Annotated in this window: 20 protein-coding genes and 4 pseudogenes; 7 read left to right on the top strand and 17 right to left on the bottom strand. The window is 33.1% G+C overall.

The genetic code is table 11. The annotated features are described in order from the left end of the window. Positions 1–3 precede the first annotated feature (3 nt). Together OOT12_RS02545 and OOT12_RS02540 are read right to left on the bottom strand one after the other, a co-directional pair. Positions 4–1140 (bottom strand): hypothetical protein, encoded by a 1137-nt coding sequence (locus OOT12_RS02545; protein WP_007303017.1) that lies wholly within the window; start codon positions 1138–1140, stop codon positions 4–6. Then, positions 1082–2293, bottom strand: a complete 1212-nt coding sequence (locus OOT12_RS02540) for a hypothetical protein (protein ID WP_007301877.1) — start codon at positions 2291–2293, stop codon at positions 1082–1084. The genes OOT12_RS02545 and OOT12_RS02540 overlap by 59 nt, the downstream gene beginning before the upstream one ends. A 140-nt stretch (positions 2294–2433) precedes the next feature. Here OOT12_RS02540 and OOT12_RS02535 point away from each other — a divergent pair, with 140 nt between their 5' ends. Together OOT12_RS02535 and OOT12_RS02530 are read left to right on the top strand one after the other, a co-directional pair. Beyond that, the gene (locus OOT12_RS02535) at positions 2434–3117 is read left to right on the top strand and encodes a hypothetical protein (protein ID WP_264377288.1); all 684 of its coding nucleotides are present in this window, start codon (positions 2434–2436) and stop codon (positions 3115–3117) included. 6 nt (positions 3118–3123) lie between these two features. Then, positions 3124–4551, top strand: a pseudogene (locus OOT12_RS02530) (DUF4815 domain-containing protein); the annotation flags it as partial. A gap of 26 nt (positions 4552–4577) precedes the next feature. Here OOT12_RS02530 and OOT12_RS02525 read toward each other — a convergent pair. Then, entirely contained in the window at positions 4578–5810 is a 1233-nt protein-coding gene (locus tag OOT12_RS02525) for an IS256 family transposase (protein WP_264685173.1), read from the bottom strand. A gap of 71 nt (positions 5811–5881) precedes the next feature. On the opposite strand from OOT12_RS02525, the pseudogene OOT12_RS02520 reads away from it, so the two are divergent. Continuing rightward, positions 5882–6055 (top strand): annotated as a pseudogene (locus tag OOT12_RS02520) (IS256 family transposase); the annotation flags it as partial. On the opposite strand, the gene OOT12_RS02515 reads toward OOT12_RS02520, so the two are convergent. The 12 genes and pseudogenes from OOT12_RS02515 to dnaG form a co-directional block, all read right to left on the bottom strand. Next, positions 6052–7899, bottom strand: coding sequence for a hypothetical protein (locus tag OOT12_RS02515; RefSeq protein ID WP_264685364.1), 1848 nt, complete (start codon positions 7897–7899; stop codon positions 6052–6054). The pseudogene OOT12_RS02520 and the gene OOT12_RS02515 overlap by 4 nt on opposite strands. A gap of 101 nt (positions 7900–8000) precedes the next feature. Next, the gene (locus OOT12_RS02510; RefSeq protein WP_264376368.1) at positions 8001–8534 is read right to left on the bottom strand and encodes an HK97 family phage prohead protease; all 534 of its coding nucleotides are present in this window, start codon (positions 8532–8534) and stop codon (positions 8001–8003) included. 175 nt (positions 8535–8709) lie between these two features. Further along, positions 8710–9108, bottom strand: a complete 399-nt coding sequence (locus OOT12_RS02505; protein WP_264374755.1) for a hypothetical protein — start codon at positions 9106–9108, stop codon at positions 8710–8712. Between the two features lie 485 nt (positions 9109–9593). After that, a pseudogene (locus tag OOT12_RS02495) lies at positions 9594–9731 on the bottom strand (IS256 family transposase); the annotation flags it as partial. Positions 9732–9860: 129 nt separating this feature from the next. After that, on the bottom strand, positions 9861–10262 hold the full coding sequence (locus OOT12_RS02490; protein WP_010401557.1) for a cytochrome c-type biogenesis protein: 402 nt from the start codon (positions 10260–10262) through the stop codon (positions 9861–9863). Continuing rightward, positions 10246–11259: a hypothetical protein gene (locus OOT12_RS02485; protein ID WP_264374757.1), complete on the bottom strand. Its 1014-nt coding sequence runs from the start codon at positions 11257–11259 to the stop codon at positions 10246–10248. Before OOT12_RS02485 ends, OOT12_RS02490 begins: the two co-directional genes overlap by 17 nt. Before the next feature lie 7 nt (positions 11260–11266). Beyond that, complete coding sequence (locus tag OOT12_RS02480; protein WP_006013713.1) at positions 11267–11614, bottom strand: ferredoxin family 2Fe-2S iron-sulfur cluster binding protein; 348 nt, start codon at positions 11612–11614, stop codon at positions 11267–11269. Positions 11615–11851: 237 nt separating this feature from the next. Further along, a complete protein-coding gene (locus tag OOT12_RS02475; protein WP_264685363.1) occupies positions 11852–12976 on the bottom strand; it encodes a TomO hydrophobic C-terminal domain-containing protein in 1125 nt (374 codons plus the stop codon). Positions 12977–12985: 9 nt separating this feature from the next. Then, entirely contained in the window at positions 12986–14218 is a 1233-nt protein-coding gene (locus OOT12_RS02470; RefSeq protein WP_096097236.1) for an IS256 family transposase, read from the bottom strand. Between the two features lie 646 nt (positions 14219–14864). Further along, a pseudogene (locus OOT12_RS07335) lies at positions 14865–14966 on the bottom strand (DnaJ domain-containing protein); the annotation flags it as partial. A 143-nt stretch (positions 14967–15109) separates the two neighbouring features. Next, entirely contained in the window at positions 15110–16408 is a 1299-nt protein-coding gene (locus tag OOT12_RS02460; protein WP_264374760.1) for a Na+/H+ antiporter NhaC family protein, read from the bottom strand. A gap of 98 nt (positions 16409–16506) precedes the next feature. Next, on the bottom strand, positions 16507–18240 hold the full coding sequence (gene dnaG / locus OOT12_RS02455) for a DNA primase (protein WP_264374761.1): 1734 nt from the start codon (positions 18238–18240) through the stop codon (positions 16507–16509). 145 nt (positions 18241–18385) lie between these two features. Here dnaG and ubiG point away from each other — a divergent pair, with 145 nt between their 5' ends. The 3 genes from ubiG to tsaB all read left to right on the top strand — a co-directional run bounded on the left by ubiG (position 18386) and on the right by tsaB (position 21395). Beyond that, positions 18386–19552, top strand: coding sequence for a bifunctional 2-polyprenyl-6-hydroxyphenol methylase/3-demethylubiquinol 3-O-methyltransferase UbiG (gene ubiG, locus OOT12_RS02450; protein WP_149168875.1), 1167 nt, complete (start codon positions 18386–18388; stop codon positions 19550–19552). A 107-nt stretch (positions 19553–19659) separates the two neighbouring features. Next, positions 19660–20790 (top strand): cation:dicarboxylate symporter family transporter, encoded by a 1131-nt coding sequence (locus OOT12_RS02445; RefSeq protein ID WP_007302676.1) that lies wholly within the window; start codon positions 19660–19662, stop codon positions 20788–20790. Beyond that, positions 20790–21395 (top strand): tRNA (adenosine(37)-N6)-threonylcarbamoyltransferase complex dimerization subunit type 1 TsaB, encoded by a 606-nt coding sequence (gene tsaB, locus OOT12_RS02440; protein ID WP_007302675.1) that lies wholly within the window; start codon positions 20790–20792, stop codon positions 21393–21395. The genes OOT12_RS02445 and tsaB overlap by 1 nt, the downstream gene beginning before the upstream one ends. Here the strand turns inward: tsaB and OOT12_RS02435 are convergent. After that, positions 21365–21949 (bottom strand): adenylate kinase family protein, encoded by a 585-nt coding sequence (locus tag OOT12_RS02435; RefSeq protein WP_250120390.1) that lies wholly within the window; start codon positions 21947–21949, stop codon positions 21365–21367. The two genes, tsaB and OOT12_RS02435, sit on opposite strands and share 31 nt — an antisense overlap. A gap of 235 nt (positions 21950–22184) precedes the next feature. Between OOT12_RS02435 and OOT12_RS02430 the strand changes: the two genes are divergently transcribed. Continuing rightward, complete coding sequence (locus OOT12_RS02430; protein ID WP_264374762.1) at positions 22185–22895, top strand: class II aldolase/adducin family protein; 711 nt, start codon at positions 22185–22187, stop codon at positions 22893–22895. 176 nt (positions 22896–23071) lie between these two features. On the opposite strand, the gene OOT12_RS02425 is transcribed toward OOT12_RS02430, so the two are convergent. After that, positions 23072–23719, bottom strand: coding sequence for a heme exporter protein CcmB (locus OOT12_RS02425; RefSeq protein ID WP_264374763.1), 648 nt, complete (start codon positions 23717–23719; stop codon positions 23072–23074). Positions 23720–23741 lie beyond the last annotated feature (22 nt).

Genomic DNA, 23741 nt, shown 5'->3' with positions numbered 1-23741 from the left:
CACTCATTTTTTAAGAACAATAGTAAAAGGATTAAGCCTGTAGCCATATTCCTTAGTACCTATCCCTGACCATGGCAGAGTTTGAATAATATCGTCTTTTTTGACATTTAAACCTAAAGTTATAGCCAATTTCTCTGCTATAGTTTTTTGCATTCTATTTATTGGTTTGCGAATTTGTTGTTCAACATCGTGAATGTTTTCTAAGCGATTTGCAATTTCTCCAACGTTTAAAGTTTTGTATTGCTCTGGAGAAATTCCACTTTTAAAGTCATGAAAAAATTGATCTAAGAAAATAAAAAATATTCTTCCAGACTTTGACTGTGTTTCGATAACTCCTATACCATTAACACAAATGTCATTGCCTTTAATATGGAGCTGAAAAGTCTTTTCTGCTGGAGTAGACTTAGTCTGTTGCAATGGAATGTAAGAATAGCAATTGAATGCCTGAAAAGAAACATTAGGTAATAATTCTGGTACTCCTTTTTCTACTGTTTGATGCAATACTTCATTTAAACTTTGATCTTCGCAAATTAGATCTGCTATAGGAACAATGTGTAGATTCAGTGGTGGCTTAAGACTCTCCTTATTAAAAGTTATTAAAGCAGTAGGGGTGGTTTTTAACTTATCCACAGCAGAGTATGAGTTATCAGGACAGCATTCGGGAATAATTAAGCTGATAAGGCTTGTGTCAACAATAACATAATAAACTCCGGTTGCTACTTTATTACAAGTAATCTTTAAACTTGCTAATTGCTTTTCAAACCATTCTATAACTTTCAAATGATTAACTTTTACCTCTAAAGAAAAGTAACGCTGTTTTTTATAAGTATCAGGTAAAATATCACGTTCACAGAGGTCACACATTATTGGGTTATCATAATCTTCATCATAATCGCTGACAATTTCTAATCTATTGTTGCAGAAAGGATTTATTACATGAAAATCAAACTCATCTTCATCATTAGCACAGATTATAAAGTAATATTCTCTTAAATTTACAAACCCAAGACTTGACAGGTATTGTGCAACTTCTAAATAATCTCTGCTAGGTGTATCATAAGAGTCACTCCACCGTAGCAGATTAGTAACTATTTGCCTGTAGAAAGTTGGATTTTGCTTTTGACAGAATGGTAAGTCCATAAGTATTGGAAAACATTAACTTAAAATCTTCACGTTCTTTTTTATCAAGTACGTGTTCTGAATAATTGATCGCTATATAGTCTGTATTGGCATGAAAAGATAGAGTAACTTTTTTGTTTCTAAATATCACCTTTATATGTTGAACAAGACTAATATTGTAGATTATACTGCCAATTGAAGGCTCTAACACCTTTAACCACTTTTCTATGGAATTTGTGTTTAATGTAAAATAAGTGCTTGGTTCAGGTGACGTAAACTTTAATTCAATTAATTTGATGTCTTTTATTAATTCATGTACACAGTCAGTCAAGAATGTACGCACTTGGGCAACTTTATTCTGATTACGTAGATTAATAAATGAGCATTCACGTTGAAAATATCGACTGGCAATGCTGTTTGCTATTTCTAAGCCACGTTTGAGGTTTTTAGTACACAAATTTACCTGATTGCTATTTAAAGAGAAGTCAAGAATAATCCAGTCAGGTTTGTAACCGTGTATTACTTGGTTTGAGCTAAGTACCAGGTCTGAATCACTAGCACGACGTATAAATAAGTAAATGCGGTCTTGGTAGTAAAAAAAACCTTTGAACTTACTTTCAAAGTTGTCATTTGCTAGAGAATCATGTTGAGTTAATATCTCTCGCAGTACCTCTTTCGACAAAAAATCTTTAAATGAGCTCTGTCTTTGTCTTGGAGGATTATTTAAAATAAATGATGAAAAACTTCTTTTTTGAACTTTATTAAAAAGAAAGACGTGCTTCAGCAAGTTATGGTCAATAAGAAAGAGAGTAAATAGTATAGATTTTTTATCATATTTTACATCGCCACTCAATATAGGCTTTGCTATCTCAATTATGGCTGAATCAGACTTCAAACGGCTAAAGTAGCTGATTAAATAATAATTAGGTAAATAATCAAGGTTGCTGTCGATAAGGAATTTACGCTTTTGCTGAACTGACCTATAGTCATAATAAGGACTATTATCAAACAAATGCTGTTGATAATTGAAGTGTTGTTTAAGAATAACATTTAATTGCTTATTATTAAGAGAGTTAATCCAACTTTTGCACAAATCAGGATTTTGAAAACTCAATAGTAACTCAGTAGCAGGAACTTCAAGATCATCTTCCCAGAATTCTTGATTGGCAATCATTATCCAAAAGAAAAAATATTATGACAACTGTAGTATATTAAACAGTTGCGTCAATACTACCATAAAAAAATAATAAAAAAAAATTGAACAAATTGAAGAGAAAAAGCGATTATATATAATAGGAGGGTTGAAAACAGATAATGTCAATTCTAACGCAATCAGGCAGAGCAGCAATAGCAGCCAGCATAAAAAAGCAATCTATCCATCTTGCTTGGGGAAGTGGTGATGGAAGCTCTGGAAATAGCCATAAAGTAGAAAAAACTTTCGTTAAGGGTGAAATAAAACTTGATCATCAACCTGTTAAAGATGTGAAGGTTGTTACAGGACAAACAATGCATCAGCCAAGTGTTGACTATACAGTTGATAGCAGTACTGGTGTAATTAAACGTACGGAAAATAGCTCTATTCCAGTAAGTGATAAAGTTACCATAGAGTACATTCAAAGCACACCACCTGAACCTATAAATTCTATAAAGCTCTTGAATGAACTTGGCAGACGTACTGCAGATGAAGTGCTATTCTGCACAGGTGATGAAAACGGCGAACTTATAACTCCTTCTGGAAGGTTTAGGCCTTCTGATGTACCAACCAATAATCTTTTTCTCAAATTCACTTTCGATTTCACGGATGCAGCAAATCGAGTAATCAGAGAGCTAGGGGTTATGGTTGGTACTAAAGTAAAAAAAGAATTACCTGAAGGACAGAGATATTTTGAACCTCAAGATATAGAAGACCATGGGATTTTATTGGTTTTGGAACATACCGTACCACTTATCAGAACATCTGCAACTCGGGAAACTTTTTCATTTGTTGTAACTTTTTGAAACAAAATGACTTTAAACGCCTATTATAACCGTTTTAATCCTGACAAAGAATACGAAAAAAGCTTGTTCCTGGCAGGAAGAGGTTTACAGTCTGCAGAATTAAATGAAACTCAGGAGTATGCTCTTTCTAAGCTTAAAGGCATAGGAGATGCAATATTTCGTGATGGTGATGTTGTAACAGGAAGTAATTGTATTATAGATAGAGAAACTGGTAAAGTTACACTTGAAAGAGGAAAAATCTATCTTCGTGGAGCAGTTAGAAAAGTCGAAAAAGAAGAGTTTGTTATTCCACTGAGTACCACAGTTCGTATAGGTGTTTATTATCTAGAATCTACAATTACAGAACTTGAGGACGAAAATCTTCGTGATCCTGCAGTTGGTACAAGAAACTATCAGGAAGTAGGAGCTGCAAGGCTTAAAGTTTCCACCATTTGGGGTTATCAAGCAGAAGGTCTTTCTCCACGTTTTTCTGAAGGAGAATTTTATCCAATTTATAACATTGAAAATGGAGTATTAATAGAACATTCACCGCCACCACAAGCAAACATAGTAACTACAGCTCTTGCTCGTTATGATAAAGAAGCAAATGGATCTTACGTAGTAAACGGTCTAGAAGTAATTTGTTTGCAGAGAGAAGAAGGGGACGAAAAGGGGAAAAAAATATTTGTGATTAATGAGGGCAAAGCTCATGTTGATGGCTATGAGATTGAACTTCCTCACAGTATTCGTGTTTCTTTTGATGACGATCCAGATATAAAATCAGTTGAATCAGAACCACATACTTTTCAGCCAAATAGCCAAAGAGTAATGGAACTGAAGGTGAATGATTTTCCAATAAGTGAAATTAAAAAAGTAGATATAACTGTTCAAAAAACCATTACCATTACTCACGGTTCATACTCAGGAGCTGTTGATCCAATACCTGACTCTGCGGTACTTGAGATTATTCAAATTAAACAAGGCAATGTTATTTATGAAAATAGTATAGACTATAAGTTAAATGCAGGAAACGTTGATTGGTCATTACCCGGCAAAGAACCAGCACCTGGAAGTAGTTACCTTATAACCTATCGCTGTCGCACTCAGGTAAGTCCTGAAGATATAAATGAAGAGGGATGTAAAGTAAGAGGTGCCGTTGATAACAGTCTGGTTCTGATTGATTACACCTGGAAAATGCCACGCTATGATTTAATTACTATCGATAGCAAAGGAGCAGTAAGGAGAATAAAAGGTATAGCTCACCCTTGGCGACCATCAATGCCTAAAGCACCTAGCGGACAACTTTTGCTCTGCTACATTCATCAGACATGGAAAAACGGAGAAAAAGAAGGGGTAAAAATAGTGAATAATGCTATTCATGCTGTACCGATGAATGAGCTTGAAGCAATGAAAAAAGGAATAAATGATCTTTATGCGCTGGTTGCACGGGAACGTTCAAAAAAGTGTGTCAAGCCGCATTTTTAGTTCAACTCAATTTTCAATCTATCTGGAAAGAAAATATCAAGTTGAGAAATAGTTAAAGCCCAATTAGGGAGAGCCATAATCCACTTTTGCTCTACCTTTTTTATAGCACAATATACCTGTTTGTACAAGGCATTTGTACTAGTAAATGAACCCTTAGTTTTAGTAAATTTCCTGATTTGTCTATGCAACCCCTCAATTGGATTGGTGGTGTAAATCAGCTTCCTAACTTGCCCAGAATACTTAAAATAACTGGATAAGTTTTCCCAATTGTTCTGCCAGGATTTTATAACTAAAGGATACTTCTCTCCCCATTTTTCTTCCAGCTCAAGCAGATAATTCTCAGCGATCTCTTTACTTGAAGCACGATATATTTTTTTCAAATCATTCATGAAAACTTTTACATCTTTGCTAGATACATATTTCAGTGAATTCCTTATCTGATGCACTATACATAGCTGTACTTCTGCCTTAGGAAACACACTATTTATAGCCGCAGGAAAGCTTTTTAGCCCATCAATGCAGGCAATTAGAATATCTTCTACTCCTCGCTCTTTTAGGTCATTTAGAACTCCCAACCAGAAGTTAGCTCCTTCACTTTCAGCCAAATAAAAACCTAATACTTCTTTTCTGCCATTTTGATTTATGCCCAATATATTATACATGCATTTACTTATACAATGTCCGTCCTCCTTGACCTTAAAGAACATGCCATCCATAAACACTATTGGATACACTGATTGCAGTGGGCGGCTGCGCCATTCATTGATTACTGGTAGCAGTTTATCAGTAATACTGGATATCTCTGCTGCTGATATTTTGTGGTCATATATTTCCTCAACATGTGAAGCTATATCTCTGTATCCCATGCCACTGGCATATGTGCTTAAGACCTTTGCTTCAAGTTCTGGATGTAGGCTTGTTTGCCTTTTTTTGACTATTTGCGGTTCAAAGCTTCCTTCTCTGTCTCTTGGTGTTAATAGTTCAAATGAGCCTGAACTTGTACGTAAAGTTTTTGCATTCCTTCCATTTCTTCGGTTATTTTCTTCACTTTTAGCTGACATGTGGCTTTCTATTTCACCTTCCAGACTTGCCTCTAGCAACCTTTTTATAAACGGTGTTAATGCTCCATCTCTTCCTGTCAATGGTCTTCCTTCTCGTATAGATGACAGGATATTTGTTTCTAATTCTTTATAATCTACCAAACCAGTAGTTCTATTTGCTTGACCCATATCAAACCTCCATTTTTTATATCAATTTATTACTTTTTTTTCGGTTTGACACACTTTTTTGAACGTTCCCGAAATTTACTAAAACTAAGGGTTCATTTACTAGTACAAATGCCTTGTACAAACAGGTATATTGTGCTATAAAAAAGGTAGAGCAAAAGTGGATTATGGCTCTCCCTAATTGGGCTTTAACTATGTCTCAACTTGATATTTTCTTTCCAGATAGATTGAAAATTGAGTTGAACTAAAAATGCGGCTTGACACACTTTTTTGAACGTTCCCGATTTGATAGAGATTTTATAGTTTCACCAAGCACGTTATGGCAAAAGTGTTTTCCTTCAAGTTCAGGAAAACCTTTTTTCAACTCTCTATTTTTATGAGATAAAAATTCCTTGAGCTTCTTATTACTGAAAAGATCATAAGAACCATTTGAAAAGCTTGACTTCATAGAATGAAAAAGTGTTTTTTTTGTAGTAGATGCTATACTAATTGCATCTACCTCTTTAGTTTTTTTATCCATATCTTCTAACTTTGTATCAACATTTCTCTTCTCTTTTTTCAATTCCAGTAACTCTTGATTATTTAACTTTAGTTGTTTCTGTAACTGTTCTTGCGCAACTGACAAATTTTCCTTTAAGCTATCTATTTTAACTAACAGACCTCTTTTTTCTTCCTGTAGTTTTGTAATATCAGCTTTCGCTTGATATTCTGCTTGCTTACGTTCCTCTTGTAACTGCTCAATCTGCTTCTCTTTCTTTGCAGAAGTTTGCTTTAAGCTATCATCTATTCCAGCTGATTCCCACTCTTTACCTTTTTCTAATGTCTGTACTTGTTCTTGTAACTTTTTATTCTCTTCTTGTGAAGATTTTAATTTTCCCTCCAAATCTGCCTTTTGTTTCTTTATTTCAACGTTACTTTCTTCTAATTTCTGTGATTTTTCCTGCAATTTGTCAACTTCACTTTCTAAGACTTTTTTCTCCTCTTTAGCAGCATTTAGTTTACTACTTGAATCCTTTAATTCATCTTTTAGATTAGTCTTTTCTTGCACTAATTGTTGCTGAGTACTTTTCAATTTTTTTCTAAGATCCTCTAATTCAGCATCTTTTTCCTTAGCTTGTTCTAATTCTGCTTGTTTCTCCTCAAGTTGATTTTTTAATTCCTTTATTTTAGTATCATATTTGTTTTTCCACTCAATAGCTTTACTTTCTAAATCTGTGTTTTGCGCTCTTAGGCTTTCATTATCTTTCCTCACAGTTTCATTTATGTCTTTATTTTTATCAGTAAGTGAAGTAATTAAAGCGCCTTGTTTGTCTATTTTTTCCTCTCGATCAAGTATGATTTGCTGTTGTGCGTTATTTTTATTCTCCATTTCCTTTTTCTCTTGTTCTAATACTTCATTGAATTTCGTAAAACTAACTATTTTCCCATCTTTTTCTTCTATATCTGCTGAGAGCGTTTCTATTTTATTTGCAAATTCTTTGCTGCACTCAATTAATTCTTTCTGCAAATGTAATATCTCCTCAGACTTTTCCTTGAACTGTGCTAAAAATTCTTCTCCTCTTTTTTGTGCAATTTCTACCAATTCACTATAGTTCTTTTTAAGTCCTGCAAGTTTAGACTTTAACTCTCTATTTTTCTCTCCTAAGAAATCATTTCCTGATTGTAAGCTTCCAATCTGCTGTGCTTGATTATTACAGAGCCCAATAAATGCTTCGAGTGCCTGACTTACACCTTCCAGTTGCTCCTTTAATTTTTCATTCTTATCCTCTGTCTCAACAAATTCAGTCTGAATTTCTGTATCTTTAAATGTAGTTTTACCTTCACTAATTATTTTACTTTGGACCTCTTGTGCTACAACTTCAGAAATTTGAACACTTTGATCTACTACTTCGGGAGCATCAGTTTGAACTCCATTATTCACAATAACTTTATTGTGGTGTAGGATATTCTCTGCCCATTTATTCAATCTCCCTGGCAATATTCGTCCGATTGTTTTTAGATATAGCCAAGCAAGCACAGTGGATAAGCTATATTTTTTTTCCTTTTGTTTAATACTAGGTTCGTCATTAATATTATTTTTAGTATTTACCATAAAATTACCTAATTTTTAAAGTATTGAAGTTATATATATTAATGTAATTATTAAATAAATAATAATATAAATGTTAAATTGTGTGAAAATTTTTATAGATTTTAAGTAGAAATACACATGTTCGTAAGCACAGAATTTGCTTTTTCTATTGCTCTTGCTAACATTTCTTGTTCATTGTAATGATTCTTCACATTGATTACCTGAGCTGACAAATTTGCAGGGAAAGTGACTAAACTAACTTCCCATAGCTCCACTTGTTTTAACACTCGAGCTCCGCTTTCATGATCAACATCATACTCTATTGGTATATAGCCAATCGAAAGCCCGTTAATAGTTCCAGTTTTGAGCATTAAATATGCTTCCTCTGCTTTTTGAATACCAAAAAGCAAATGTGCAGTTATATATAGGCCAACATCATTTTCGCAAATATCTGTAATATTACCTATAGGCTCACTTGGGTTGTGCTGCCAAAGAAGTTTTATCTGACTTTTATTTAAGTTGTTCTTAAATGCTCCGGGTAATATCAGATCATTTTTCTTATCAACTATATTAAAAACGCTCGCATAGCCAGAAAATACTCCGTTTTCTTCTATGCTTTTTATTGATAATGGTGAATAGAGAAATTTCTTATTCATAAGTCCTCCTTGTAAATTATGGTATTGGGTTTGCCAGCGCTCTGAGCCAGCTTAAAATGTTGTATAGATTGTTTTCCTATATCTCAGGATGAGTATAAGGCACTACAATATAATTCTATTGTATGCAGTGCTGTGAAAATGGGGAAGTACTTTTTTAGTTATAAAATTTGTCATTTTATATACATAAGGGTAGGGTTTGTTGCACATTGGGTTGTTCAACAGCAGCGTTTTCCAGATTTGTAGAAACAGCTTCATTTGTAGAATTTTTCCTAGAAGGAAGCCAAATCCCAAAGAAACAGCGGCTATAAAACCATTCATTAATGCATGTTTCTCCCTCGTATTCTTGATAGATTTTAGAATATATCATTGTGCCTAAGAATGCTCCAATCATTGATCCAACCAGTTTACTTGTTTCAGCTACTCTCTGTCTTCTCAACTCAACTTCTCTTAGACCTTTATTATTGGCTTCATTCAGGTTTAAATTTCTTTCCAACTCTTCTGATGTTTTCTCCTCAGCATCTTGGGATTTTGTTGATGAACTTTTCTGTAAGTTTTCTAATTCTTGTGTGTCCATCAACACCTCACTATTAAAGCTTAAGTACAAATCATACAGCACTATAATTGTTTAGTCAAGGTAAATACTAGTATATTAAGTAAATATTTACTATATTAATATGATTGCTTAAATTAATCACTAAAAGAAAATAAATTAAGCTTTTCTGGACTGCAAAAACCAGCTATATGATTTGCAGTGAGTTGTAATTTCAGTAAAAACTGTACGAACATTTTAGATAATTTTCATAGTAGAAAGTGCTATCCCAGTTTTACAACACTGGGATAACGGTAAAAGTAGCTATATGCTCTGTCCTTGAATATTTTGTTGTTCAGTGGTAGATTTTCGGGAGTGTTAAATAAACTGTGTCAAATCGCATTTTTAGTTCAACTCGATTTTTAACCTACCAGGAAAAAAGATATCAAGTTGAGAGATAGTTAAAGCCCAATCATGTATAGGCATAGTCCATTTCTCTCCTGCATTCTTTATAGCACAATACGCCTTCCCTCTAGCAGTTTTTTTATAAATGGTGTTAATGCTCCATCTCTTCCTGTCAATGGTCTTCCTTCTCGTATAGATGATAAGATATTTGTTTCTAATTCTTTATAGTCTACCAAACCGGTAGTTCTGTTTGCTTGACTCATTGTCAAACCTCCATTTTTTTATCAATTTATTACTTTACTTCTCGGTTTGACACAGTTTATTTAACACTCCCAACTCATGTTCGTATAGTAGCTACTTGCATTTGTTGTAAACTCACTTTTACTCTATAGTTATCTTTTTACTACCTTATCTATTTTCTGAACTGATTTTCGTATTAAAAAACATCCAATAAGAAGAATTATAAAAGGAATAAACCATAAAATGTAGGTACTAGATTTTACAGGTGGTACAATGATAATTGAATCTCCATAAGAATTTTTTAACTCTGAAACTATTTGCTCGTTAGTATATCCATCACTGATCTTCTTGCGAATTGTCTTACGCATACCATATGCAACTTGAGACTCAGATTCGGATAATAATTCACCAGAGCATACTGGACACTTTATTACTGCAAATAAGCTACTTGCTCGCTCTTCCATACTTTCGTCTCTTAGTTTATCATCCAAAGTAAAAGCATTTATGCTTAAATGGAATATCAATGTAAAAAGTAAGCTAATTACTATTCTCATTCTTGGTGAATTGAGTGATAAAATCAGTAGTGGATAATTTTCCAATAAAGCCTGAACCTACATTATTGTCGTACTTTATTGAAAATTGAATGTCGTTATCAGTGATTTTTTCTGATAAGGAAGATATTGATTTTTCCAATTTATCTGCAGTCTTTGAATCATTAGTCACAAACGAAATTAATTCTTTATAATTTGATATGGCTACATTGATTTTATCTTCAAATGAAGATGTAACTAAATTGTAATTACTTACTCCACCATTCGCAGCAATAGAAAAGTTATTACTCTCAATCAAAAATTTTTCTATGTTGAAATTAATCTTAGAAGCTGAAATATGGTTTACAAATTCATAATCTAATTTAGCGTCGACACTAAGGTAATTTTCAGGACTTGCAGTATGTTTATAACGGTAAGTATAAAAATCAAATTCTAGTTTAGTATTTTCATTCAGTTCTTTATCAAAGTGAAATTGAATGTAATTACTTTTATCATTCACTTCAGTTATAACACTTTGCTGATTTTCTAAAACATCACATTTTAATCCATAATCTTCGTAACGAAATGTATCTATATAGTCTATTACAGTGCTATTTCTGTTGAATTTTAATGAAGATAGTAAATCATTTAGTTTAACAACAAAGTGGCTACTCACGTGTGTGTGACACTTTATATTCTTTTTCTCATCACTACGGACAGCAATGTTTACTTTATTGCTTGGTATATAGATATATACTGACTTATCAAATAATCTGTTTTTTATCACTAAAGCTTCAGATGAAACAGTTAATTGCTCATTAGAAAATTTTGGATTCGTTACACGAAAAACTAGGTTAAAAGGAAATCCCTTAAAATCATGTGAAATATCAACTTTTTCGTCATTAATGTAATCAGTTAAAAGACTTTTTACCTTAAATGCAGAAAAATACCAAAAACCACTATACGCTAGAGGAATAAACAAAGGTAAGGAGATTAGAATATAGATAAAAATTTTACGCATTATCCTCTTATTTATCTAATGATATATTTCTTGTACCTCTGGGCACGGTTACGCACAAACCGTCAATATCTTTTGTGATTTTTATTTGGCATCCAAGCCTCGATGTCTCTGTTAAACCGAAAGCTAGATCCAGCATGTCATTTTCCTCATCAGATATAGGATTATGTGTTTCTACAACATCATAAAATTTTGGATCAACAATCACATGGCATGTAGAGCAAGCAAGAGAACCTTCACATGCACCTTCAAGCAGATCTGGATCACTTCTATGGGCTAAATTAAGAAGAGTTTCTCCCTCTGCAGCTTCATAACTTTTCTTACTTCCATCAGGTAAAATAAAAGTAACGGATGGCATACTATTAAAATCTCTACTAATTTCTCTATATTCTACAAATAATAACTAATATTTGCAAACTCTTTGTAATTCCATTGCCTATCTCTTGTCATCTATATTCCTATCAAGAAAGTAAGATAGATATCACCAGCATCTCACAGAGTTGCAAGTATAGAATTTTCTTAGTTTTAGATTTTACTAAATATATTACTGAATTAACATTATTGAACTTGATCTGCCATTTCTTCTGATCTTAAGTTATAATTTTACTAATGCCATTTGATTAATTGCAACTTCAGCATTGCTATCTTTCAATAAATTTGCAGGACTATTACAATGGTATATGATTGCAGCAACAACAAGACAACAAACTCCAATTCCTATCCCTAACGCTAACATTCCTGAGTAAACTGCAATAGCTACTTCTAAAGCAACTCCTACTACTGCTAACGTAGAAGCAACTATGATAGAAGTATTACGACACTTAATACGAAGCTCATTTAGTTTATCTAATGCAGTAGTACCATCTTTATATTTTAGCTCTCTTAGTACATCTTTATTTTCACATTTGTTAAGCAACTTCCAAGCATAACTTAACCTTGACGCTTGACCATAAAACCCCTTCTCAACATATTCAACCAAGAGATCAAACGGAGTTTCACCTTGGTCATTTTTAACATAAAATCTCGCACCTGCACTCACAAGTGATTCAACTTTGCAAAGCATTGACTTATCGGAGTGTAAGTTTCTTAAAGCATGATGTAGAGCTGTATCCCCACTTTCATCTTGATAGTCAATTTTATTTTTATGTAAAAAGCAATCAAAAATCTTTTTATTGCAATTGCTTGTAACGATATTTTCTAAAGTAATACTTGAAATTTTTATGTTATTTTCGACTAGAAGATTTAGAGCTTCTTTATGGTTACATTCAACAATAATATCTACTAGTTTATTTAATGCAGGTGTACCTTCTAGCTTCTTTAGCTCATCAGTTTTACAACAACTAAGCACCACCGAAAGATTATTTAATCTTTCTATTTTTCTCTTAAGAAAAGGGTATGTAGCATAATTGACCAAGAGATCAAATGGAGTTTCATCTTTGCTATTTTTAACATCAAGCCTTGCACCTTTACTAAGAAGTGACTTGACAAAACCTTGGTATTTTGATTTATCCAAATCCAACCATTTTAATGTATGATGTAAAGATGTATTTCCTTTTTCATCTTTATAGTTGATATTTAATTTATCTAAGCACTCATTAAAAAAATAATCCAAAAACTTTTCAGATTGGTATTCATAAGCATATCTTAAGATTTCATTTAGTGATATTTCTATCCTTCCTTCAAAGAGCTCGAAAAGGGAACGTTCAAAAAAGTGTGTCAAGCCGCATTTTTAGTTCAACTCAATTTTCAATCTATCTGGAAAGAAAATATCAAGTTGAGACATAGTTAAAGCCCAATTAGGGAGAGCCATAATCCACTTTTGCTCTACCTTTTTTATAGCACAATATACCTGTTTGTACAAGGCATTTGTACTAGTAAATGAACCCTTAGTTTTAGTAAATTTCCTGATTTGTCTATGCAACCCCTCAATTGGATTGGTGGTGTAAATCAGCTTCCTAACTTGCCCAGAATACTTAAAATAACTGGATAAGTTTTCCCAATTGTTCTGCCAGGATTTTATAACTAAAGGATACTTCTCTCCCCATTTTTCTTCCAGCTCAAGCAGATAATTCTCAGCGATCTCTTTACTTGAAGCACGATATATTTTTTTCAAATCATTCATGAAAACTTTTACATCTTTGCTAGATACATATTTCAGTGAATTCCTTATCTGATGCACTATACATAGCTGTACTTCTGCCTTAGGAAACACACTATTTATAGCCGCAGGAAAGCTTTTTAGCCCATCAATGCAGGCAATTAGAATATCTTCTACTCCTCGCTCTTTTAGGTCATTTAGAACTCCCAACCAGAAGTTAGCTCCTTCACTTTCAGCCAAATAAAAACCTAATACTTCTTTTCTGCCATTTTGATTTATGCCCAATATATTATACATGCATTTACTTATACAATGTCCGTCCTCCTTGACCTTAAAGAACATGCCATCCATAAACACTATTGGATACACTGATTGCAGTGGGCGGCTGCGCCATTCATTGATTACTGGTAGCAGTTTATCAGTAATACTGGATATCTCTGCTGCTGATATTTTGTGGTCATATATTTCCTCAACATGTGAAGCTATATCTCTGTATCCCATGCCACTGGCATATGTGCTTAAGACCTTTGCTTCAAGTTCTGGATGTAGGCTTGTTTGCCTTTTTTTGACTATTTGCGGTTCAAAGCTTCCTTCTCTGTCTCTTGGTGTTAATAGTTCAAATGAGCCTGAACTTGTACGTAAAGTTTTTGCATTCCTTCCATTTCTTCGGTTATTTTCTTCACTTTTAGCTGACATGTGGCTTTCTATTTCACCTTCCAGACTTGCCTCTAGCAACCTTTTTATAAACGGTGTTAATGCTCCATCTCTTCCTGTCAATGGTCTTCCTTCTCGTATAGATGACAGGATATTTGTTTCTAATTCTTTATAATCTACCAAACCAGTAGTTCTATTTGCTTGACCCATATCAAACCTCCATTTTTTATATCAATTTATTACTTTTTTTTCGGTTTGACACACTTTTTTGAACGTTCCCCTCGAAAAATTCCACACGATCGTACGTAATAGCAATTTGCACTAGAAATGTAATGTCACCAGCAGCAATTGTAACTTTCTTTATTATATCAGAACACTTTTCATACTCATTTGACGAGATATTGCACAACAATTCCATAATAGTGTTTACATATTCGAGTTCGGTTAATTTTTCAGTCTCTTTAGCTTTGCCCATCTTGCCTATTTGTTTAAAACGCTTGATTAACCTTTCTGATTCCTCTTTGATTAATTTTTGACTTTTCAACAAATACATATTACATATTTCATAAAAAATTTTCATTCTTTTATTTTCTTGTTTAAGTTTACTTATCAGTTCCATCAGTTTTGCCCGCAACAACTCCAGTTCATCACTACAATCCCCATCCTCATACTTTCCTCTATCGTACTGGCTTCTTGTTGTTGGGTTAGATAACACTTCGTGTGCTACTGATATTTCCTTGAACTTTGTCAATTTCTCTTCAAGTTGAGCCCGTTGATCTTCTTCCGACTGTGATAGTAGCTTTCCGTCCTTCTTCTTTCCTTCTAGCCTATCTAGCTCTTTCGCTTCCTCAAGCAATTTATCTGGATGAAGCTTCAATGCTAATTTGCGATATGCTTTTTTTATCTCATCGTGAGTAGCATCTCTTTTTACTCCTAATATTTCATAATAATCAGGCATTTGTTTCTCCACTATTTTGATACATTTTTTATAACATTAGTAATACTATGTCTTTAAAAGAATTGGTACTATATAAGTATTTTAGCAAATATTATAATATTTGTCAATTTATCAACAAATTGAGTGAAAATTTAAAGAGTTGTTTATGGTAATTGAGGAGCTACAACCGTACGACGTCTGCCGTTAATAACTATTTCACCTATCGCAACTGCTGCAAAAACAAAACAATAATATACTTTTGTTAGTACGATGATAGGTGACAGAGAGGCAATGCTGCTTGCTAGTAATACGTGAGAACCATAAGGTAAGATACTTTTTGTGATAGAAGTAAATATCTCTAATAAGTACGCACTACGGTGTGGTGCAATGTTATATCTTTGCGCAAGCCTTTTAGCAATATTACTAGTTAATAAAATAGCAACAACATTGCTGGAAACTAAAATAGTAAACAGAGATGATATTCCCGCAATCATAAGTTCAGCTTGACTTCTTGTGAGATTCACCTCATCGGTGAATTTATCTATCTTTTTCTGACTGTATTCGTACATTAAGTGGCTTAATCCACTACTGAAAAGAATAAATATCATTACCTCATTCATCTTATTAAAACCCCTACATATATCATGAGAATAATCAATAATAGAATAATCAAAAAAAGCTATTCCTAATATTCCAGCAACAACCATATTAACAGCTAATGTTACCAGTGTGTTTATTTCAAATAAACCCATAATTATTAAAGATATATAAGGGATAATTTTGACTATGGATAAATAATTCAGACTTGAGAGAGAAACAACTTCTGTGCTATTTGAAATCATTACTAGATAAGTAAGTATTATAAGACCTGTAACAGATCCTGTCTTTAGGGTTAGTTTTAGTTTATCCTTTACTGAAGCTCCTTGTGAAGAAGTAGCAGCAATAGTAGTGTCAGATATCATTGAAAGGTTGCTGCCAAACATAGACCCACCTATCACAGCTCCAACGCCCACCGCACAATCAAAAGCTCCATTTTGTGCTAGATTCACAGCTATTGGTGTTATAAGTGCAATAACTCCGATTGATGTGCCTATTGCACTTGCAATAAACGCAGAAATTAAAAACATTCCAGGAAGTAATAATTGTGCTGGAAGAAAGCAAATAGTTAAGCTAGCAATAACATTTATACTACCAAGCGATTGAGTAACAGTAGAAAATGCCCCAGCAAGGAGAAAAATCAAACACACGGTAAGAGTAGTTTTATTCCCCATACCTTTTATAAGAGTATCAACGCTATGCTGAATTTTGTTTTTATTGAATAGAATAGCAAAAAATAATGCTGGTAATAAGCAAACTAACGGTGAAATTTGATGAAGAGGATTGTCAAGTCCTATAAAGGAAAAATAAGTACCACTACCAAGATATAAGGTTAAAAAAATAATGAGAGGGAGAAATGCAAACACTTGTCGTAATTAAATAAATTGAAAATATACTAGAATAAGCTATTTTAAGCAACTACTAATACAGTGTTTTTCTAATAATTTTGAACATCTTAAGCCATCTACTTTTGAATAAATTCCATTTGCATTTCTTGTATACTATCCTCTATTTGCTTTATTTGTTCTATTAGCCTTTCCTCTAAGTCAAAATTACCGCCCAGCCTTGCTTTAATTTTTTCTTCTTGTAATACATTTAATTCTTTCCGTAATACTATGTTATTCCAGACAGTTTCTGCCGATCTCTTCTCACTTAATTGACTATTTAGTACGCTAGTTTTTTCAAATATAAACTTTATAACACTAGACTCCTGTAGCAGAATTTCTTTATTAAAGTTGCTCTCACTAGTTACCATATTAATTACGCACTGTTGTAATTTTTTCATCTCATTAGTAAATTCGAAATGAGAAAATTGCTCAAAAAATATAGGACGGTTCAAGATTTCAGGAAATTCTACGGCTATACGCAAAATTATGGCCTGATTTTGCTCTGCTTCAATTAGCTCTGGAGATTTATTGTAAAGATACTCACCTTTTGTTGCTTTGATATTAAAAATCAGCTTTTTAAAGTTTCTTCTTAATTCACTGACCTTATTGTAAAAATAATCTCTATAATACCTTCTAATACTGCTGTTACCGATAGCATTGACATATTTCATGAACTTGTGCTCAAGAATTGAATATTTTTCCGGAGCAAATTTTTCATAATTTTGCAAATTGCTACCAATTATGTGATGCCATAAATATTCAGAGTGCAGTTCTGTTGAGTGGTTAAAAGCAGAGAGTACGTCTTCTGTCTTATATTCTAGCTCATTGCATATATCGTATGGGTCCTTATTGTTTGGCAAAGTCACGAACTTCAATGTGTATCCAGGCTCCAGTATCGGTAGAACAAGTTCTGCAATTCGAATAGCAGCATGACGTCCGGCACTATCGCCATCCATACAGATAGAAAATTCTTTAGCAAGTTTCCAAAGATTTTTTATCTGCTCTGCAGAAATTGCGGTACCAAGCGGAGCAACTGTATTGCTAATTCCCGCTTGATGTAGTGCTATTACATCCATATATCCTTCAACAACAAATAGATGCTGTTTTTTGCGTATTTCACTCAAAGCAAAGTTTAATCCATATAAATTTTCTCTTTTCTTAAAGAGCTGATTCTCTGGGCTGTTTAAATACTTCGGCTGTTGCTCAGAGTTCAGCGCACGTCCTCCAAAACCAATAACTTTGCCCGTGATGTTGTGTATAGGAAATATCAGCCGATCATAGAAATAATCACGAGAATTCTTATTTATTAACCCAACATCGATCAAAATCTCGTCTTTAATACCAGAGGAGTTCAAATATTCCTTCAAGCCAGAGCTTGGTGCATAACCTATTCTAAATTTATCTATGATTTTGAGTGAGATCTTGCGCTGCCTTAAATAAGCCATAACACCTCGATTTTTCTGCGCGAACCAACTTGCAGCTAAATTCAGTGCTGAAAACAGTTTGTCATTTTCTTTAGCAAAGGTGAGGTTTTTGGGTAACTCAACACCTGCAACAGATGCCAATTTTTCCAACGCTTCCTTAAAACTTAAGCCTTCAGTTTGTGAAATAAATTCAAACACATCACCATGAGCTGAGCAACCGAAACAATAATATAAACCCTTAATATTGCTGACCGAAAAAGATGGAGTTTTTTCGTTATGAAATGGGCAGAGTCCAACAAAACTATCTCCTCTTTTTATTAACCTAACTTTTTTTCCTACTATGTCGGACAACAATAATTTTGACTTTATAATATCTATATGATCCATTTTACCGAATTAGTAGTGGTAGGATAAAAATTATATAGAATTTATGCATATCTGACTCGAAATTTATTCAGAAAGATCAGGAGAGCTTGACAAAAAGCTCAAAATAAATTACCCATATAAATACCCTTAAGTTGCAATTTCTTATATGTCAGATGTGATATCAGTTGCTTCAGACCACGCAGGTTATGAACTAAAATCAGAAATAAAGGCTTACTTGGAAACTTTAGATTATACAGTGATAGACCGTGGCTGCACTGCTGAACAAAAGAGTGTAGACTACCCTGACTATGCTGCTGAAGTTGTAGAAGATATAACAAACAAAAAAGCAAATTATGGAATATTAATTTGTGGTACAGGTTTGGGCATGAGTACTGTGGCAAATCGTTTTGAAGGAATCTATGCTGCTTTATGTAATAGTGTTGAGATCGCAAAATTAGCTCGCGAGCATGGCAACGCGAATATACTTTGTCTTGGTGCAGGGTTTACTGCGAGTGGATTAGCAAAAGACATAGTCAAACAATTCCTCGAAACAGAATTTTCAAAAGAAAGTAGACATAAAGAACGCCTTGATAAACTTAGCAATATTAGCAAGAAAAAAACCACAAAAACTTATAACGAAGATGAAATATCAAAATTCGCTAAAATAGCAGGTGAATGGTGGAATGAGAATGGCAAATTCAAGCCATTGCACATGATGAATCCTGTGAGAGTATCATACATCGTTGAGAAAATAAAAGAATTAAAAAAATGCGATTTAAAAGAACTATCATTGCTCGATGTTGGTTGTGGTGGTGGCATTTTGTCAGAGTCAATGGCGCGTATTGGTATTAGCGTTGCAGGAATAGATGTATGTGAGGAAAACATAAAAGTGGCACAGTCGCATGCGAAGAAAGTAGGGTTAAATATAGAATACACACACACTAGCATTGAAGAGCTAAGCAATGACAAGAAGTATGACGTGGTTTTGTTGATGGAAGTGGTTGAACATGTCGATAATTTAGAGTTTTTCATGAAAAAAGCAATAGAGCTGTTGAAGCCAGAAGGGCTAATTTTTATATCGACGATAAATAGAACTATTAAATCCTTCTGTCTTGCAATAGTCGGCGCAGAGTACATATTAAACTGGCTGCCAAAAGGCACACATAATTGGAATAAATTTCTCAAGCCATCAGAAATTGCAAATCATCTAAGGGAAAACAACGTAATACTGCAAAACATGGCTGGTATGGAATATAATGTAATAAAGCGTGAATGGAACTTGACCAAAGGTGTGGATGTTAATTATATACTTTGTGGAAACGTTGTAACTTGAAATCTCATTCAAGTACTAGAAGGTAATGCAAATATTTTAGGCAGTTTTACTTTACTTAGCAGCTAATTTATCATATGTATTTCCATAGGATATCGCTATATTAGAATATGTTACAATTACTAACCTTACTTGCTGTTATCACTTCGGTTGTATTTTTTGGTCATCTAGTTCCAATGGAAGTGAAAACCTTCTTGTATTCAATAAGCCTTAGTATAAAAGAGATCTTACTATTTATAATGCCTTTTATTGTTTTTGCATTAATCTTTAGTAGTGTTAACAATCTTAAGCAGTCGGCTATAAAGTTTATATTGTTACTTATTATAACGATTTTCTTGTCGAATCTAGCTTCAAGTTTAATAGCTTATTCTGTTGGGCATTTCATCACACAAAACACTTATTCAATACAAGATATAACATATGAAGAAACAATTGTTCCTTTATGGTCATTTAGGATACCTGCATTGCTTTCTAATTTTTATGCCCTTGCTTGTGGATTTGTGTTAAGCATATTAGTGTCCACAATATTACCAAAAAAAAGCAAAGAGCTCTCGAACAAAATGTTAGATTTAACTCTCTTTATTTTGAAGACATTTTTGACGCCAATTATTCCAATGTTTGTACTTGGTCTTGCTTTAAAAATGGAACATGATCAGGTTTTACCCATAATATTTAAGGATTACTCAATAATTTTTATTATTATATCATCTGCAACTTACCTTTATGTTTTTCTCTTATATGGAGCAGCAAATTCGTTCAAGATCACAAGCTGGATAGCTAGTATAGGTAATATGATACCAGCATTTATTACTGCAATGAGCACAATGTCTAGTAATGCAGCTATGCCGCTTACTCTTGAAGGAAGCAAAAAAAATGTAAAGCAGCATGATATAGCATCGTCTGTTGTGCCAATAACTGCTAGCTTTCATTTAGTAGGTGATTGCTTTTTTATTATAATACTATCAATGATAATGACTTTTGGTGGTGCATTGTCTGCAACAGACTATGTGACTTTCCTTCTCTACTTTCTGTTATTTAAATTTGCTATTGTTGCAGTTCCAGCGGGAGGAATTATGGTAATGTTGCCTGTTCTTGAGAAGTATCTTAAATTCTCTCCAGAGATGCTTTCATTAATTACAGCATTGTATATAGTATTTGACCCAATAATAACTTCAGCAAATGTTATGGGTAACGGTGCGTTCACTATGATGTTTACAAAGCTCTATGATAAGCTTAAGTGATGTCCATTCTAGCAATTAATACTGTAGGTGCTGGTAGTTCAATAGCAGTAATTGATTACGATGGTAATTGTTTTGTAGAACGCAATTCTGCAAACAATAGCCATGCAGAATCATTTTTTCAAATACTGAATACTTTGTTTGATAAGCATAATTACAGCTACGATAAAATAGACCATTTAGCAGTGATAGTTGGACCAGGAAGTTTTACTGGAATCAGAGTTGGTATATCAACTGCACAAGGTATAAATCTTGCTACAAATAAGCCGTTATATGGGGTTAGTGCCCTGGAAGCTCAAGCATATGCAATATCGCTACTTTGTACAAATAGCAAAAAAAATATTAAAGCTATAATCGAAGATGATCAAAAGTTTTATACGCAGTTATTTGATTTCAATTTGTTACCGCTATCAAATCCTGCTGTAGTAAGTGAACTCCAGCCTGAAACGCACTGCATTACATATATGGATTGCAGTTTACCAAAGTTGGATGCTAGCCATGCAGGGCTATTAGTCCGTTATAGACTAAAAAATAAACAAAAATTAAATGGAGTTGAGGCTCTATATTTAAATGAGCCTCAGTATATGAAATCGTTGCCTATTGCGTAAACACTATTAATTTGGCCAAGTTTGTACATCTGACTTACTATTTCTTCTGCTACTTCTTTTATACTCATATTTGAATTTTCTACCTCTATAGCATTTTGTGGTACAAATAAATCTTCCTCCCTAAATTTAATACTATTTATATTAGTAACCTTCCTATTTTTTCTTTGCTTTTTTGATATAGTACGCTCTTGTAATATCAATGGATTGCACCTAAGTACTATAGGGAGGATTTTTGTGCTCATTTTTTTACTAAGTTCTACTACTGAGTTATATATTCTTATGTTGTAATCATTATTTTTAATTAATTCATCAACAAATATATAATTTTTTGAGTCAATAGGATAGGCTTCTATTGCCTGAAACATAACATGTGTAGTGTTATATATTCTATCTCGAGCTTCTTTGGAAGTTTGATTATATTCAAGTCCACTTACAATTACTGCATTTATCATACTAGATAATACTATTGCTGTAGAAAGTTTACCACTTCCTGGAAGACCAGTGATATATATGAAAAATTTTGTTAGCTGTTTTTTTATGTCAACGTTTATCATATTATTTTTAATATTAAAACCTACAATTATAATAACATAAAAACAAGGCTTTAAAACATATGAAATATTACATAAAAAGTCGCTTTTATAGTTAAAATACTATGTAATCTAGAAATGTAAACTCTAATCACCTAAGGCAAGTAAAAGTGCTTAGTATTTTAACGTAGGTTCACCTTTTAGTTTGTAATAAACTTTTTTTTACGTATAAATCTTTAGAAAATTTTAGTCAAGAGCTATGTTATTAACAAATAGTGAGTTGAAAAGAGACCTAGTTAACGCCTATCAAATTTTATCTTATCTTAAATTAGATGATCATACGTATACTCATCTCTCTGTACGTTCTGAAGATAAAAAGTCATTTTATGTTTATCCGTTTGGTATACGTTTTTATGAAGTAGATGAAAGTTCATTGATGAAAGTATCGTTTGATGGGAATATAATTGAAGGCAAAGAATATCAATATAATAAAACTGGCTATGTAATCCATGGCTTCATTTATCAAGCAAGGAAAGATATTCAAGCAATTTTTCATCTACATACACCTTCTATTGTAGCAGTTTCTTCTCTCAAGGATGGATTATTCCCAATAAGTCAGTGGGCGCTGCACTTTTATAATAAGGTATCTTACCATGATTATAATTCCCTGGCACTTGATGATACAGAAGGAAAAAGATTAATAGCTGATTTGAAAGAAAATTTTGTGATGTTAATGCGCAATCATGGATCTATAACATGTGGTCAGACTATACAAGAAGCAATGTTTTATACGTATCACTTAGAACAAGCTTGTAAAACTCAATGCCTGACGCTAGCAATGAATAGGGAGTTGTCAATTCCAAGTGAAGAAATTTGCTCAAAAGCCGTAAAGGATCTTCTGTCTTTCGAAAGCAATCTTGGTGAGAGAGATTGGCACGCATGGGTTAGGTTGATTAAAGGTAAGTTATAAAAGTTTCTGACTCTTCGATAGATATTAGATTTCTTGCATAACCAGCCAGTCTGAAATCCAATAATGGTTTCACACTCTGTAACTCTTCAATTCATGCAAGAAGTCTAATGTCTCCATCTCTACTTAAGTTAACACCCTTAACTAAGCAGATACAAGTAAATAACTAGTAAGTTTTTTCAATCCTGCTCCACAGCAAATTTTAATGCTATGTGAGTAGTTATAGTGCTGTTAACAATTAAAATGACAAAAACTAAGATGGTGATTAGTAGTGTATAAATATTCAAGGATAAATTTTCAAATTGAGTTAGCAATTTGAAATATACAAAAGTTGGCATTATCATTGGCAAAACAAGAATTTGCGACACTCCTGATGCTAAGTTATTTCGACCAATCATCAATGCATTTCCAGTAGCTGAAATATTAATGATTATCAGCGTATTAAATAATAAAGACACTCCAACTGCTATTGAATGTTCAATATTATTGCCTAGAATTGCAAAGCTGAACATGAAAGAAATCACTGAAATCGGTAACCCAAATAACAACCAGTGAGCGAAGATTTTATAAGCAACTATCAGCCTAGAAGAGAGTGGCTGTACAAAGATTTGCTCTAATATTCCATCATGATAATCAGATGTAAATAAATTATTTGTAGAGATCTGCAAAACAAATGTAGCACATATCCATGTTAATGTTAATATGACTTCTTGTTTACTGTTGTTTTCAAGTGTATATGAAGATAAACTTAACATTATAATAAAAATACATACTATATAAGTAAGATTATTATCATTTATTACTAATTTTTTTACCGAACTAATCATACCAGGATTTTAAATGTTTATT

Source organism: Wolbachia endosymbiont (group B) of Parapoynx stratiotata (assembly GCF_947250635.1).
Lineage (GTDB): Bacteria > Pseudomonadota > Alphaproteobacteria > Rickettsiales > Anaplasmataceae > Wolbachia.
The sequence above is the reverse complement of the archived record's forward strand: the minus strand, read 5'-3'. Positions and strand labels throughout refer to the sequence as shown.